This window comes from Pseudoalteromonas sp. Bsw20308, assembly GCF_000310105.2.
Taxonomy (GTDB): domain Bacteria; phylum Pseudomonadota; class Gammaproteobacteria; order Enterobacterales; family Alteromonadaceae; genus Pseudoalteromonas; species Pseudoalteromonas fuliginea.
Genome location: NZ_CP013138.1, coordinates 1,565,656 through 1,582,201, shown reverse-complemented (window position 1 = coordinate 1,582,201; position 16,546 = coordinate 1,565,656). Strand labels below are relative to the sequence as shown.

General features: G+C 41.1%; 8 protein-coding genes. All 8 read right to left on the bottom strand.

The window, feature by feature from the left end; all coding sequences use genetic code 11:
• Nucleotides 1-149: 149 nt before the first annotated feature.
• A complete protein-coding gene (locus D172_RS06805) occupies nt 150-1,475 on the bottom strand; it encodes a methyl-accepting chemotaxis protein (RefSeq protein ID WP_007375308.1) in 1,326 nt (441 codons plus the stop codon).
• Nucleotides 1,476-1,594: 119 nt separating this feature from the next.
• Nucleotides 1,595-3,643 (bottom strand): exodeoxyribonuclease V subunit alpha, encoded by a 2,049-nt coding sequence (recD, locus tag D172_RS06800; protein WP_007375309.1) that lies wholly within the window; start codon nt 3,641-3,643, stop codon nt 1,595-1,597.
• Nucleotides 3,640-7,203: an exodeoxyribonuclease V subunit beta gene (gene recB / locus D172_RS06795; RefSeq protein ID WP_007375310.1), complete on the bottom strand. Its 3,564-nt coding sequence runs from the start codon at nt 7,201-7,203 to the stop codon at nt 3,640-3,642. The genes recD and recB overlap by 4 nt, the downstream gene beginning before the upstream one ends.
• Nucleotides 7,190-10,489 (bottom strand): exodeoxyribonuclease V subunit gamma, encoded by a 3,300-nt coding sequence (gene recC / locus D172_RS06790; protein ID WP_007375311.1) that lies wholly within the window; start codon nt 10,487-10,489, stop codon nt 7,190-7,192. Before recC ends, recB begins: the two co-directional genes overlap by 14 nt.
• A gap of 161 nt (nt 10,490-10,650) precedes the next feature.
• The gene (locus D172_RS06785; protein WP_007375312.1) at nt 10,651-11,712 is read right to left on the bottom strand and encodes an alkaline phosphatase D family protein; all 1,062 of its coding nucleotides are present in this window, start codon (nt 11,710-11,712) and stop codon (nt 10,651-10,653) included.
• Complete coding sequence (locus D172_RS06780; protein ID WP_007375313.1) at nt 11,709-12,836, bottom strand: alkaline phosphatase family protein; 1,128 nt, start codon at nt 12,834-12,836, stop codon at nt 11,709-11,711. Before D172_RS06780 ends, D172_RS06785 begins: the two co-directional genes overlap by 4 nt.
• A gap of 74 nt (nt 12,837-12,910) precedes the next feature.
• Nucleotides 12,911-15,280: a TonB-dependent receptor domain-containing protein gene (locus D172_RS06775; RefSeq protein WP_007375314.1), complete on the bottom strand. Its 2,370-nt coding sequence runs from the start codon at nt 15,278-15,280 to the stop codon at nt 12,911-12,913.
• 202 nt (nt 15,281-15,482) lie between these two features.
• Entirely contained in the window at nt 15,483-16,526 is a 1,044-nt protein-coding gene (locus D172_RS06770) for an alkene reductase (protein WP_007375315.1), read from the bottom strand.
• Nucleotides 16,527-16,546: the final 20 nt, after the last annotated feature.

The following is a 16,546-nucleotide window of genomic DNA, read 5'->3' as shown; positions in this document are numbered from 1 at the left end:
AAGATTACACTGAGGAGTATTAAAATTAAACTAATTCGGTTAGCTTCGTGTTTATAAATGCAAATGTGGCTAAGTTTTTCTAAAGCATTTAAACCTTTAATGTTTAAGTGCTTTAGGAAGACCAGCTTTAAAATGAGGAGACAATTAGGCTAACCATTAGCTTTAAGTTCATCAGTAAATTGCCCTATAGCATTCACAACTTCTTGCGCACCTTGTTGAATTTCCTGCATCACATCACCTGACTCTTTAGATAATGCTAAACCTTGCTCTGCTTTCTCTTTACCTTTCTCGATTACAGCCACCGTATTTTGTGTCTGTGATTGATTACGCTGCACAACTTCAACAATTTCTTCTGTTGCTTTTGAGGTACGCGATGCAAGCAACCTTACTTCGTCTGCAACAACAGCAAAACCTCGACCTTGCTCTCCAGCCCTAGCTGCTTCAATTGCGGCATTCAACGCTAATAAATTTGTTTGTTCGGCAATACTGCTGATACTTTGTACAATGCTCGCAATTTGTTGTGACTGCTGATCGAGCGCTGATATTTCACTAGCAGCTTGCTCCATGTTAACGGCCAACTCAGTCATAACAGCGACTGTATCTTGTATAACAAGCGCACCTTGCTCTGCTTTTTTATCGGTTTGGGTTGAGGTGCCATGAGCAATTTCGGCCGCTTGTGATATTGCTATTTCTTGATTTACTTGCTCTGTAATAACTGTCGCGAATTTCATTACTTTATAAAGTTCATTTGCATCATTTGAGATTGGATTGTATGACGCTTCTAACCATACAATATTGCCATGTTTATCTACGCGCTTAAAACGTTCCGCAATAAATTTTCCTTCCCGCAACTTAGTCCAAAATTGCAAGTACTCTTGAGAGTTTGCTTCTGATCCCTCACAAAATGTACGGTGGTGCTTGCCTATAATTTCACTTTCTTTATAGCCCATAGCTACCAAAAATTGATCATTAGCTTTTAAAACATGTCCTTCTAAATCAAATTCGATTACAGCCATAGAGCGATATATTGCTTTAATAGTGTCGCTTTGCTCGCGAGAAGCTGTAATTGTTTTTGTAAGTACACTCCCGAATATAGAAAAATAGAGCAGCTGGTCTTGCTCACCTTTTACTGGGTGTACTATTAAACGTAACCATTCAGCTTTACCATCACCGCGCGCAATTTGTAATGCACCTCCCCAATGTCCTTCTTTTTTTATAGCTTGCTGTAGGCTTTTAAATTCTGAAGATTGACGAGACGACTCAGTAATAAAATCATCAAAAGAGTTATTAGTAAGATCGTCTTCGTTGTAGCCTAAGTTTTCTAAAAATCTATCGTTGGCGTGCGAAATCCTACCATCATAGAGAATGTTCAGTACTAACATCTCTCGGTAAAGCCCTTCCCACACTTGTTGTAAAGGATAGAGTTCTGCTTTTAAAGAGGCTATTTCATTTTGCTTATTTTTAGAAAAAAACATTAATATCCTTACTAACACATTCAATATAAAATTAATTTTAGTATAGAAGACATTTATAATAACGCGATAAATAACAAGCAGTTTGAAGCTAAATTATTAATCAAAAATACAAACTAAGCTTAAAATTGTAACCTTTCATATAAACCAGATGCTCTTGATACGCTCTTATTCATTGCAAGTTGCAGTACTTTTTTGTCAGCCACCAGTTCAAACTTATTTTTAGCGCGGGTTATCCCCGTATACACCAATTGCCGGTTAATACCCATACGCGCTTGTTTTAGCGGTGGCAATACCATAGCGGTGTAACTAAACTCTGAGCCTTGTGATTTATGAATAGTCATTACGTATACTTTATCGTGTGCAGGGAGTCGTGCTGGCGAAAATGCTCGTTGATTACCTTGCTCATCAATAAATATGGCTTTGAGCTGATTACTTTCATCGGGCATTAAAATACCAATATCGCCGTTAAATAACTTAAGCTGGTAATCGTTTTGGCTCACCATAATAGGCATACCCGTATAGTGGTGAGTATTAGGGCTAACTGTTATTAAACCTTGCTGCTGCAATACGCGCTCTATTCGCTGATTTAAGCTATGCACGCCGTAATCGCCCTCTCTTACCGCAGCTAAAAGCTGATAACTAGCAAAAGCAGCATGCACCTGTGCAACATCTGCACCTTGGGCAATTAAGTTAAGGTATTTTGCATAATGACTTGCTGCACTTTTAACGAGCTTTTCAATCGGTTTTGCTACAAAGTCGTAATCTAAAATTACATCGTTAAAACGCCCTTCAGTATTTTCTTGCTCAACGTAATTTAAAATACCGGTGTTATTGGTATTTACCGCAAGTGCGAGTTGACCAATGCCGCTTTGTGCATCAAATCGATAACTGTGCTGTAGAAAGGCAATGCAATCTGCAAGTTTAAATTCACTCATGCTTTGCGCTTCGAGCTTAGGCTCATTATTAAAACATAAGCTATTTAGCTCATCACAACGTGCTTGCGAATAGCGTGGCGTTTGTCCAAGTGTTAAACCTTGGCATAAATCGCTCATTACGCTGCCAGTATCTACCGAGGCCAGCTGGTCTTTGTCACCTAGGAGTATTAATCTCGCATGCGCAGGCAGTGCTTCTATTAATTTAGCCATCAGCGATAAATCGACCATACTGGCTTCGTCAATAATTAGTACATCTAAATGCAGCGGATTGCTTTTGTTATGTCTGAATTTATTAGTAAACGGTTTTACGCCTAATAAGCGATGAATAGTTTGAGCGCTTTGCGGTATCAGCGTTTTAATATTATCAGGAATCGTTGTGAGCTTATTTTTGGCACCCAAAATAGACTCACTTAAACGTGCAGCGGCTTTACCTGTAGGGGCCACCAGCTTAATACTAAGGGGCGCGGTTTTATAAAGTGACTGTAAAATAGCTAGTAACTTAGTCACTGTGGTAGTTTTACCGGTACCAGGGCCACCCGTGATCACACTAAAGCCTTTGGTGGCGGCAATCGCACATGCCACTTTTTGCCAATCAGTTTCAATTGCAGAATCTGCAGGAAAATAGGTATTTAAAAGTTCTGCCAATACTTCGTTGTTAATATTGAGCTTTCGCTCGCTCATACTTAATAATCTGTCAGCAAGTGTTTGCTCATAACCGGCAAGGCGCGCAAAATAAAGTCGCTCGTTAAACAGTTGCAGTGGTTTATTTTCGCCCACGCTTTCATGTTTTTGTAAATAACTGAGCGCTGTATGTACATTAAAGTCATCACTAAACGGGCTTAGCGTACTGGGTACATTGCCATCGAGTTTATTAAAGTCGCTTTTGCGCAAGTTAAAAGGATTACTCCAATCAACCTCATTTAAAGTTAGGCAGCTATGCTGACTTTGCTGCGATAAGCACAGCAATAAAATAATATAAAATAGTTCATTGTGAGTTTGCTCAATGTCATTAGCACACAGTAATTCTGCGAGTTTAACATCAACCACACGCAGTCGATTTTGCGCTAATAAATACTCAAGTAACGGGACTTCGGTAATCGCATTGTTTAACACAATATCCTCTAATGGGGCATCTTGTGCTACATTTTTTGAAGTAAGAGGCTCTGCTGCTTCATTATTAAGTGTCTCGTCTATATCGTCAAACAAGCCAGGTTGCTCATTTAAATCGCTCATAGCATGGCTCCTTGGCTAAATAAGCCCTCTAAAATAATCACTTGCTCTACAGTTAGCTTTTTAAAGTACACGCCTTGCCCTGCCGGCATCCCACGTAAAAAGGTGTAATACACACCGCCTAAATGGGTTTCTATTGAGTAATCAGCTATGCGTTGTTTTAATAAGCGATGCAGTGCTACCGTGTAGATTAAATACTGTAAATGATACTGATGACTGCTCATCGCTTGCTCAAGCATGTCGCTCTCGTAATCAGCAGGCGTGCTACCTAAATAATTAGACTTATAATCTAAAATATAATATTTACCTTGGTAGCAAAATATTAAATCGACAAAGCCTTTTAACAAGCCTTTCACCTGCGAAAATTCAAGCTTACTTTGTGCAAAACCAAAATGTTTAATCAGTATTTCGTTTAGCTTAGGTGCGCTTAAACTCTCAAGAGGTAAATTAAATTCCATTTCGACTAGGCAGTCACCTGGTGTAAGCACACCCAATGAAAGAAGCCCCTCATTTAGAGGACACGCAAGAACATCAAGCACCCATTTTTCAGCCACCTCTTGCCATTGCTCACCTATGTGATACTTTTCAAGACTGCGCTTAACTACCTCAGATAAGTTTTGCTCGGTATTAGTTGGGTGAACTATTGGGCTAATAAAATCTATTTGTTCAAATATTTCATGCAAACAGCTACCCGGCTTTGGCCCTTTAGGAAAACTATAAGGTGATGGTATTTCGTCCTCTTGCACTGCAAACTCGTCTTTTTCGTGATCTTCATCACTTCGCCCTGGGGCTAATTGGTCGCTGTGCTTTTTAAAGCTCAACGCACTAAAGCTAGTTGCTCGCCAGTTACGTTCAATATTTGCCGTTACTTTATTAACACTTAACGTTTGCTGCGCACTTTCACTGTTATTAAAACAAAGTGTTCCCTGCTCTAATAATGTTTGTGAGGTAAATTGCTGATAGCTCATCGCGCTGTTAGCGTCGCAAAACTCACTTAAATGCGTGCGCCATGTTTGGCTACTGGCAAGTTCAAGCCCTGCAAATAAAACATGCCCAAGTGCACTACTTTGCATAGCCAAGCGGCTACTTTGTCCTTGCCCTATGTTATAAACACCAAGCGCACAAAAATGTACGGCGCGAGTAAGTGCTACATATAGCAGGCGTAAATCTTCAGCTAGGCGTTCTTGCTCTGCTTTTTGAAGGGCATCTTCGTCTTTACTTAAATCGTAAACTAGCTTGCCATTATTATGATAAAGCGCTTCTTTTGTTTCGCGATAGCCACTGGCAAACGGCATAAATACCAAAGGGTATTCAAGCCCTTTTGAAGCATGCATAGTGACAATTTTAACCAAGTTGGCGTCACTTTCTAGGCGCACTTGTACTGTTTCACCGTCTTGTTGGCTTACCTTTTGTGCAAACCATCGCAGCAAACGCAGCGTGCCTTCAAGCTCTATTTGCTTTTGCTGAAGTATTTCGCCCAAATGCCTAAAGTCCGTCAGCCAACGCTCAACGTTATATCCTAAACCTTGCCATTTAGCGCTAAGTTGGTTGTGGCTCATTAAGCGCTCAAGCATTGCCATAGCGCCTTGCTTGTTCCAAATGTGGCTAAGTTGTGCAAAAAAGTTTAAGTAGTCTTGCCATTTATTTTCATCATCGGCGAGTGCATGTATTTCGTTATAACTTAAACAAAATAGCGGACCAGCTAAAACACCGCGCAGCAATGACTCGTCATATTGACCATGCAGCGCTGTTAAAAAGTTAAGTAGGTGATGGCTAAGCTCTTGGCTAAAAACGCTTTCTCGCGATAAATACACGCTGGAAATTTTGGCATCATCTAGCGCTTTTTTCATTATTTGCGCTTCAACACGGTCGCGCACTAATATACAAATATCGGCAGCGCTTACAGGGGTACTGCCAATACACGCATCCCCTTGTTTTGCTTTTTCAAGCAGGGTCACTATTTTATTAGCAAAGTGAGTGGCTAAATGTGCTTGCCCTACACCTTTGTTGGTTGGTTTGTTTTTTTCGTCTGCGGCTTCATCCACAAATACATTAAATTCGAATGCGGTCGCGGGTTTGCCATCAATTAAAAAAGAGTCTTCCGCTTTTTTACCTTTAGCAGCTACTGCGTTAAACGGTATAGCGTCGTTATAAATAAAGCTGTTAGCGTGTTTGCCAAATAAACTATTAACGCTATTGACTATATCGGTGCTTGAGCGAAAGTTAGTCCCCAGCGTAAATTGCTGATCACTTTGTACAGCTTCTTTTGCGCCAATGTACGTAAAAATATCTGCGCCCCTAAAGCCATAAATAGCCTGCTTGGGGTCGCCTATCATGGCAAGCGTGGTATTTTGTTGCCCATAAATTTTACTAAAAATACCGTACTGAATCGGATCGGTATCTTGGAATTCATCAATCATGGCAACCGGAAACAACTGCGCAATTTTTTGCGCTAGTACGTCGCCTTGCTCGTTATTAAGCGCACTGTGTAAATTGGTCAATAAGTCATCTGGGGTGATCACGCTTTGCTCTTGCTTGCGCTTAACTATTGCGGCTTTTACCCAGCGTGCTGCATGTTGTACAACTGCTATTTTGAGTCCTTGGTTTATGGTGTTATTAAGTGCGGCAAGCTCGTCAAACTGACTCAGTAATGGATGCACAAATAATGGCTGATTTTTTTTATAATTAGCTACATCGCTTAGGTTTTCTGTACTCCACACTTCAAACGAATACTTGTTAGTGCCAAATTCAAAAAACAAATCGCCGCCTAAACAAAATGCCTCAAGCGCACCAAGGCTGCCTTTTCGTGCTGGCGTTTTAGACCCGCTTAAACCCGAGCTTTTAATAGCACCGATAAACTCTTGCTCTAACACCGCTTTTTTAAATGCAGGCACACGGGTTATGTACTTGTCACGGGCTTTCCATACATCATCTAAATTTATTTGTGGTGTAATGTGCGCATTAGCTTTGTTTAAAATGCTCGCCACTTGAGCGAATAAAGCCTCGGGTGCGGCAAATACATCTAAAATAGCATCGGTGCGTTCTTTATTAAGTGGGTATACAAATGCCCGCCAAAAATCTTTAATAGTTTCGAGTAATATGTCGCGCTCATCTAAAATAAATTCGAGATTAAACGCCACACCCGACTCAAACGCATGTTGCTTTAGCATCCGCTGACAAAAGCCATGAATAGTAAAAATAGCGGCTTCGTCCATTGATTTAGCAGCTGCATCGAGTAAATCAAACGCGCGGTGCTTATCATCAATTTTGGCAATTACGCCTTCAATAAGTTCGTCGTTTGGGTCTTGCCCAAGCAATGCGTCGCGCGCAGCAATAATTCGGCTGCGTACGCGGTCTTTAATTTCTTGGGTGGCAGCGTCGGTAAAGGTTACTACCAAAATTTGCTCAACACTGAGCGGCGTATTTAACTCACCTTCTATTTGCATGCCTAGTAAGTAACGTAAATACAGCCCCGTAATTGTATAAGTTTTACCAGTACCGGCACTGGCTTCTATTAAACTTTGACCAATGAGCGGCATAGTAAGAGGATTAAGCGCTTGCATGGTCACTCTCCTTTGCGTGTTCGAATAAAGGCGTGAGCAATTTATCACTCCATTTTATAAATTCTTCTTGGCAGTCGTTTAGCGATTGCACCGTTAAGCGAATATACGGATTTTCGCCCTCGCCTCGCCCTATGTATTGCGGGCTAAATTTGCTCATTGCTTTTGTTATATCGCCGCCGCTTTTAACGTATTCATAACCACTTACCGGAAAAAACGGCACAGGCTCTGCGCGCAGCGCTTTGTATAACTCAAACCAATCGGCTAATAGTGCATCCGCATCGGCTTTGTTTATGGGCGCAAAGGTAATTTGCTTATCAAGCCCAAGTAGCAACGTTTCTACTTGTTGATCCATACTTTGCGCTGCAAGGTGATAAATAAAGCCTTTAATTAAATCTTTCGCTTTAATACTCGCACTGCGATAAAACACTTGTTTTTGCAAATACACATGATTGAGCCAGCCCTCTATTTTGGTGCCTTCAATGGTAAGCAAAACTTCTATCGGCTCACTTTTTCCGCCTTTAATCTGCTCTTTTACTTGCCCTGCAAGCGCATCAACTCGGTGCTCCATACTCTCAAATATGAGGCTGCCTACATTGGCTTGAGGTAACTCACCTCGCTGCAGTATTTGCTCGGTACTCAGTGGTTGCTCGTTTATGTTTGCTTCGAGTATTTCATCAAGGTAAAAATAACGGCGCAGCGCATCTAAACTAAATGGCTCTTCGTCTTTTGCTACTTCGTTAAATTGTGGCAGGCGTAAACCTAATGTTTGTTGATAAAAGCTCTCTTGTGCGCTGCACACACTTCTAATAAACACATCAAGATCTAACTGCTCTGGCACAGTCACATCAAGTGCAATAACTGGCTCTGGTTTAATTGACTCACTTGGCAGCCAAATTGGATTGTAACTGTGGTTGCTCAGCACAGTATTGGCTTGCTCATCGATTAAATAGTAATGGCTATTAAAGGGCTGTAAATGCTGCTGATTGATTAGACATGCGGGCAGCGTTTTTTCGCTTTTATCGTTTAATACAAAACTACGCCCAATATATTCTAACAGCTCACTTACAAGGGTTGATGGCATGCGCGGTTGGTTATCAAAACACGAGCGACCAATGTAACTCATGTATAAGTTGTCGCGGGCACTCAGTAGCGCTTCTAAAAATAAGTAGCGGTCATCTAATTTACGTGATCGGTCACCTTTTTGCTTTTTAGAATAAGGCACTAAGTCAAAACCAATGGGTTGTACGTTACGTGGGTAGTCGGCATCATTTAAGCCCAGCATACATACCACTTTAAATGGCACGGCGCGCATGGGCATAAGCGTACAAAAGTTTACTTGCCCGACCAAAAATCGCTGCCCTACGCCTTTTTCTTGAATGCCTTGTTTAACTAAGTAACTAACAATACGCTGCGAAACTGCTTTACTGTAATCGCCGTTGTCGTGGTGTTTTTGTAACTCTTCGAGCACGTTTTGCAGTACTAATAAATCCCAGCTGTCGTCGCTTTCACTTTCGTATATGGCGTTTAATAGCTCGCTTAAAATATGCGCTTTATTAGTGAGCGTATCATCGGGCGTTAGCTGCTCTTTAAAGCTTTGCAGTACATCAATAAAATGCACGAGCTTGTTGAGTGTATCAAGCGCCATGCCTTCTACTTCATCAGCGCTGTAAATACCGTTAAACGGGCATTGTTCGTCGCGCATGGCTATACCAAGCAGTAAACGGTTGAGCCCATGTTGCCAGGTATTTAAATCGATAGCGGGTAAATCAAAGCTGCTTTTATGCGCTGCGTTTATACCCCATTTAACACCTACACGTTCAAGCCAGTATTGAATTTGCTCGTATTCGTGTGCTTCAAGCCCAAATTTTTCGGCTATTTGCGTCACTTGTAATAAATCGAGAATATCCGATACACCAAAGCGCGAAAACGGTAAGTTAGCTAAACTCGCAAATGAGCTAAGGACGGGCTTTTCTTGCTCTATGGCTAAATCGGCCAATGCATAAGGAATAAAGCGGCTGCCTTGTGCCCCGCCAAATACGGCTTCAATGTAGGGGCTGTAAGTGCCTACATCGGGCATCATGACAATTATGTCTTTGGGAGTAAGCGTTGGGTTTTGATTAAATAAGTTAAGTAAGTAGTCGTGCAAGCGCTCAACTTCTCTAAGCGGTGTATGGCAATCGCTGAGCGTAATACTGGTGTCGGTTGCGCTGATTGGTAATTTACCTTCGTCGTTTATAAACCACTCTTTGTTATCGGTAAGAGACTCCCCCTTAAACGCAAGCTGATAAATCTCGCTTTGTACTTGCCCTAGTAAGGTGTCGTTAAACACATCAATAAAACCATCAATCCAACGGGCATCTAACTGTACAAGTTGTTCAAAATAGTCGCGACCTAATTTACCCCACGACGATAACAACGGATTACCTATAAAGTAGTATTCTTCATCTGGATTGGTTTGTTTTTTTTGTTGCGCTTCCACCAGCGGCATTTTGGCGTATTTAGCGCTTATTTTAGCTGCTGTTTTTTCATCTATAATATCGCCCCAGTAGTGCTCACTTGGGTTAAAAAAGAATAATATAACCTCGGTTTTTTTACTCAGCGCTTCAAATACCTCAAGCTGGGAGCTGGCAATCGCCGATATACCAAATAAACTAATGCGTTGTGGCAGTAAGCTATTGTCCATGGTCTCAAGTGCTGCAAGTAATTGCCCTTGCATGTTAGCGCGATGAAATTGGCTTTGCCCAAGTTCTTGGCTTAGCTTTACAATGCGTCGCCATAAATCAGGTTGCCATGGGGCAATGGCTACATCTACGTCATCAAGCTCATCTTTGCCGCTATCCCATGTGGCTATCCAGTGCGGTCGGTACATTAAATATTGGTCGTACACATCGGCTATTTTTTCGCACAGCACGAAGGTTTTTTGCCCGTCTATATCGCCTTCTAAATAGGTTTTTAGCGGCAAATATAATGGCTCGTCAATACAGTTTGGTAAAATTGCAAACAGTTTCCAAGCAAGGTTGGGCTTATTAAATGCCGACTCTTTAGGGACATTTGGCAGCAATTGCTGATACAACTGCCAAATAAAGCTCGACGGCAGCGGAAAATCAACCTGCGCTGCAACCCCTAAGTTTTCGCTCAAACCTATTTTTAACCACTGCGACATACCCGGCGATTGCACTAGCACCACTTCTTTGTCGAACGGGCTTTGCAATGGGTTTACTTTTAACAGCTGATGGAACTGCGCTTGCAGGGCTTCCATCCGGTTTGATTGAATAATATTTAGCATATAACACTGACCTTGCTTGAGATAAAACCAGTGTAAGATATTTTCAATATTAGGGGTAGCGCAAACGGGTAATTGGCTTTAATAAATCAGAGAGTTAAGAACTAATTTACAGATTTTTATACGCACAGCATCTATTTTATATACTGTGCGTAGTAGTGAGTTTATTTATAAGGGCTAATACTTGATAAACTAAAGTCACTTTGCATTATTACTTCGCCATCAACGCCTTTTAATTTAAGTGAAATAGTGGGATCAGTTTGCTGCCAATCAATGCTTAAATCACCATAATTTACGTTATGAGTAAAATTCCCTACTCGGTGTTTGTTAGGGCTTACATCTTTCCACTTTTCAGTTAAGCCAGAGCTGGTCATCTCAATTAATGGGTAATCAAGGTTTTGCTGATACTTTGATATTTCACCCCAGTGCGTATCGCCGCTGATGATCACGACCCCATTTACCTTATGCTTTTTAATCAATGCAAATAAACGGTTTCTATCTTCAGGAAAGTTTGCCCATGACTCCCAACCTGTAAAATCGGGTAAAAGCTGTAAGCTTGAGGCAATCAATTTTATTGCAGCAGGCTTTTTAAGCTCTTGTTCAAGCCATTGCCACTGGGCTTCACCTAACATGGATGCACCCTTCACTTCACTGGGACTATACGGGCCTTGGTTATTTAACTTGCGTTTAGTGTAGTATTCAAGCTCACCTACATGGTTTAGCGCATCACGATTCCAACGTAAATCAGGCATTATTACTTGTATGGTTTGCTCATTTTCACCATACATGTACGAGGTATAAATTCCATCAGGGCGAGTGCGACGCGCTGAGTTTACAGGTTCATCCCAAAAATTAAGCATAATTTGACGTGATAGCTCTTTATGCGGATACTCTCTACCTGCATCGTTTTGGCCATAATCGTGGTCATCCCACATAGCAATGATAGGCGTTTGCGCTTTTAACGTTTTAAAACCAGGCTTTGCCCCTAAACGTTGGTACTTATCGGCAAGTACATCCATATCGTTGGTATCGCCGTAAATATTGTCACCCAAAAATATAAACAAATCCCCCTGCTCTTTGTTAATTGCATTAAATATGGGTATGTTTTTATCTTGATGCCCACACGAACCAAATAGAATTTTAGATGGCGCGGCAGTAATACTTGCGCTAATAACCAAACTCAACGCCAAGGCAGTTAGGGTTAATGGTTTTAATAGGTTCTTCATTTTAAAATCTCGCTAATAGCTGGCGCCATATTTGAATTTATTTCATTTGGATTCTGCCCAAGCGCCTTTAAAACGGTCGCTGCTATTTGTACTTGTTTAAGCTCATTTTCAGTTTTAATTAAGCCCCGTCCTTTTATTGCGGGGCCGATGGCTGCAAGCCAAATATGTTCAGAGCCAACAATTCCTTCTGGGTAGGTATTTTCACCTAACTCTAGCTCAGCAAGTGCACGTTTAGAGCTGTGATGTTGCCAATCGTTGGCATTATTGCCACGGCCGTGATCAGTAGTAATAATTAGTGTGGTGTTATTTTTATAACCCGCTGTAGTTTGAATGGTTGCCCATAAGTCTTTTATAAACGCGTCACTTTGCCTTGCCGATTTAAGGTATTGATCGTAATGACCATCATGCGCAAAGTCATCGGTTTCGCCTAAGCTTATCACTAACAACTTAGGCTTTTTAGCCAACATATACGCTTTAGCAAAGCGATATGTAAAACTGTCTAGTCGTACGTTATACCAAGGACTGGGGATTTCGCTTTGTAGCGCATTTAACAGTGGCGCATCTGTGAATAAATTCTCTTCAATTGACATAAAACCTGCATTTACATACACGTTACTGCGCTTAGTATTTACAATGTATGGGAATACATCCCAACTACCAAATAAGGCTGTGCTATCTTTAAACTCAGGTAACTTATCTAAACGCTCTAAAATAGTTTTATTTGGGTTGAGCACTTTGTTATTACTATTTATATTTTCGTCAACTTCACCGGTGAGTATTTCGTTATAACCAGGGTATGAAAAATACCACGGGTTACTTACAGACATAGTAGAGCCGTTAGCTCTATCGCCAATTATAATCCCTTTTTTAGCCACTACTTGCGTTAAAAAAGGCATTAGTAATTGCTGGCGCTCATTTGCTGTTTTTGCCCAAAACTGGGTCTTTAATTGCTCTGGCTTTTTAACAAAATCAGTATTATTCATTAAGCTATTATCAGCCCCATTAAATACTTCTTGCCAGCGTACTCCATCAAGCGTTACCAGCACTACATTTTGCGCTGCTGTTGCAAAGTTACTCGCTAATACACTTAAGCTAAATAGTGTTACTTTTAAAATCGTTTTCATCGCGTTTTGCCCCCTTTCATATAATAAAGCCCATCAATGATGGGCTTTATTTTAATTCAATTACTAAAACTTAATTAAAAGTCAGCGGTAAATGTAACTGCTGCGGTGCGTGGCGCGCCAATGTAATAAGTAGCGCCGTTACCAGTACCACCTGCTAAGTAGCTTTTGTCAGTAACGTTATAAACAACAAACGATACGTCAATGGCTTTAAACGGACCTGCATCTACGTCAGTTGAATAACCTGCATTAAAATCAAGTACGGTGTAGCCGTCTACTTTATTACGCGTGCGAGTGTCTTCGTCTTGCCATGCACCTAAGCGCTCACCGGTGTATTTAGCCGATAAACCAACACGAAAGCCATCGCTAAAGTAATCGGTAGATACCACAAATAAATCCTCTGATGAATCTATTATGCTGTCGCCTTTTCTAAAGCTCGGTGCTACCTCATTACCACTTTCATCTCTTAATATTACACCCTGTGAATCGTATGCATTTGGATCATCCGACGAATACTCAGAACTGCTATTCGTATACGACGAGTACACGCTCCAGCTTGGTGTTAACATATAGCTTGCTGCAAGCTCAAGCCCATTTGAGTCAATACCCCCTACATTTACGTACGAGCCATTTGTACCAATGGTGTAATCAATCCCATCTGTGCCACTACCAGGGGCAATAAAGGTAATGCGGTTATCAAACTTAACACTGTAAGCCGTTGCTGTAAGGGTTAATCTGTCGGCTTGGTAACGTACACCAAAGTCGATGTTGTCGGCAGTTTCTGGCTCTATGTTTGTAAGTGTTGAGCTATCTCGCTCAAGTACACCGTCTTTTATTGCTGAAAAATTTTCGCTGTAACTAGCAAATAATTCTGTGCTGTTATTTAGCTGATACAATACACCACCACTAAATAACACGTCTGAGTCGCTATCTACTTTATCTGATCTTTCGTTAGCAAAGTGGTCGTATTTTTGTAATTCAACTAAATATTGTTTTGCACCAATATTTAATGTCAAGTCACCAAAATTAATCGAGTCTTGTAGGTACCATTTGAATGTATCGGTATCAAAAGTGTTTTTGTATTGTGTCCAGTAAGGCGTGCTATCAAAGTGATGATAAATACGCGCGTCAATTACTTTGTGCCAATCACGCGATTCATCACGTTCGCTTTGCTCATACCAAAAGCCCACTTCGATATCGTGATCACCAAATGTAGCTTGGTAATTTGCCGTTACACCTAAACGATCTTTGTTGTAATGCGTATGGCGGTAAGACATAACAGGCGTTGCTGTTGCATCGTAACACGCAGGATTTAAACCAGGACCCGACTCCCATGGCCAGCTCAAACTTTGCGTACAATCGGCATTGGGTGCAAGCGGGTTGCCTTCACTATCAGCAAAACCATAAGAGCCTGCATTAGTGCCACCCTCGGTTGTTGGGTTGCCATTTTCATCAACCGGCGTTGTTAAATAAGGTGGGATCCAATCGCCGCGACCTGAATTTTTATGATAATAAGGACTAACGGTTAATAATGAAGTTGGCGAAATCGCGTATTCAAATTTTAAATAGCCTAAGGTATTTTCACGAAGCGTTCCCCAACCTTCTGCAAACATTTGGTCAAAATGCGGAACTCCTGTCCAATTCCATGTTAGCTGATCCCAATCGGGTGTTTGTTCAAACTGCTCAAGGCTTACGCTGTTATAGTTTGTCTCGCTTACATCATCGTAAGATAAACGACCAGTAAGTGTTAAATCGTCAAAATTAGATACAAACTTAAGCTCAGCGTGTTGGTTGTCTTTGCCCCCATTACTGCCTGAACCAATCCAGCGGCTTGTATCTGTTTGCGAGTAACTTACGTACGCTTGTGTGTTATTAAAAACAGTGCCTGTTTCGTGTTTAATATAATAACGCGTGGCATCGTGGCTGCCTGATGTATAAGCAAAGGTAGTGCCTTTTTCAAGGCTTGGGTCTTTACTTACAAAGTTAAATGTCCCGCCTAGTGCTTCAAGTGAAGCCGACTTAATATCAGACGTACCTTGACCTACTTCTACTGTTGCTAAATTTTCACTCTCCAAGTAACGGTTAGCTTTAGCACCACCGCCGTAATTAGAGCCACCATTGGGAATGCCATCAACGGTCATTCCTAATTGTTGTTGGTTCCCATCAATACTAAAACCACGCATAGTGATTGTAGTAGACCAATCGTCGCCACCAAATGCATCACCTTCGTTTATGCTAATACCTGGTAAGTTATCAATAACCGATAATATGCTCGATACCGAACTTTGCTGCTCAAGCATTGCAGGCTCAATAACATTGTTAGCGTAGCTCGTTGGTTTAGCTACAACGGTTACTTCTTCTATGGTGCTGTTGTTAGCATAAGTAGATGTTGATACAGCCATGGCAATAGCCATGCTCAATAGCGATTTGTTTTTTAAAGCGTACATTGTTGTCCCGTTTAGTTTTAATTATGAAATATGAAAACGAGCACAGTATGAATTTTAAATATGACAACGAGGATGAACTTTATTTACATAAAAATTAAACAAATATGGAAGATTTATGGCGGGAATATGTACAAAAAAAGACACCCAAAGGTTTAACTTTGGGTGTCTTAATTATTTTCTAGAACTTATTACAAATAGTAATTTATTTCAATTGTGCAAGCATTTCATCGCTGTAAGGTACTAGTTCTTCACCGTTTGCAATTTTGCTAATGTAATCTGGGTTTGCGATAAGCGGGCGACCAATAGCGATAAGATCAAACTTAGCATCGTTAATTGCTTCTTTTGCTGACTCAAAAGTATAGCTGCCAACGCCTACTAATGTACCTTTGTAGCCTGCACGTAAAAATTCAGACGTTGTTTTACCTTCAAGCGATTCAAACGTTGTACTGTCGTCAAAAATACCACCGTGTAAGTATGCTAAATCTCTCTTCTCAAGCTCTGGTAATAAGTAATCAAATACCGCTTTATCACGGTTATCTTCGCTCATATTAAAATAAGCACCCGGTGTAACACGTAAAGCAGTACGTTCATTACCTACAGCGGCGATAACTGCATCGGTTACTTCTAGTGCAAAACGCGACATATTTTCAGGCGTTTGACCGTATTCGTCGCTGCGTGTATTTGCAGCGTAATGTAAAAACTGGTCAATCAAATACCCGTTAGCACCGTGAATTTCTACCCCGTCAAAACCCGCTTCAATCGCATTTTCTGCCGCCTTTGCGTAATCAGCTACTAGGCCCTTAATGTCATCTATAGTCGCTGCTTTTGGTGTGATGTATGTAAGCTCACGCATACGAGGCACAGAGCCTTCAACGCCAATTGCCGATGGTGCCAGTACATCGCCATCAAAAAAGTGAGGATGTGCAACACGGCCAACATGCCAAAGCTGTGCAAACATTTTGCCGCCATTAGCGTGCACTGCGTCTGTTACTTTTTTCCAACCTTGAATTTGCTCACTGGTAAATAAACCCGGTGTATTTGGGTAACCTTGCGCGTCTGGACGAATAATAGTTGCTTCGCTAATAATTAAACCGGTTTCGGCACGGCGAGCATAATATTCAACCATATCTTGTGTTGGCACTAAGTTATCGTCAGCCATACAACGCGTTAATGGCGCCATAATTACGCGGTTTTTAAGCTCAATCGTGTTATTTAGTTTAAACGGAGCAAGTAGATCGGTTGTCATTTTTTAATCCTTCATTAAGT

Bases quoted from the DNA above. Each gene is read 5' to 3' on its own strand.
- D172_RS06775 (WP_007375314.1), bottom strand. From the start codon at position 15,280: ATGTACGCTTTAAAAAACAAATCGCTATTGAGCATGGCTATTGCCATG.
- recC (WP_007375311.1), bottom strand. From the start codon at position 10,489: ATGCTAAATATTATTCAATCAAACCGGATGGAAGCCCTGCAAGCGCAG.
- D172_RS06770 (WP_007375315.1), bottom strand. From the start codon at position 16,526: ATGACAACCGATCTACTTGCTCCGTTTAAACTAAATAACACGATTGAG.
- D172_RS06780 (WP_007375313.1), bottom strand. From the start codon at position 12,836: ATGAAAACGATTTTAAAAGTAACACTATTTAGCTTAAGTGTATTAGCG.
- recB (WP_007375310.1), bottom strand. From the start codon at position 7,203: ATGCAAGCGCTTAATCCTCTTACTATGCCGCTCATTGGTCAAAGTTTA.
- recD (WP_007375309.1), bottom strand. From the start codon at position 3,643: ATGAGCGATTTAAATGAGCAACCTGGCTTGTTTGACGATATAGACGAG.
- D172_RS06805 (WP_007375308.1), bottom strand. From the start codon at position 1,475: ATGTTTTTTTCTAAAAATAAGCAAAATGAAATAGCCTCTTTAAAAGCA.
- D172_RS06785 (WP_007375312.1), bottom strand. From the start codon at position 11,712: ATGAAGAACCTATTAAAACCATTAACCCTAACTGCCTTGGCGTTGAGT.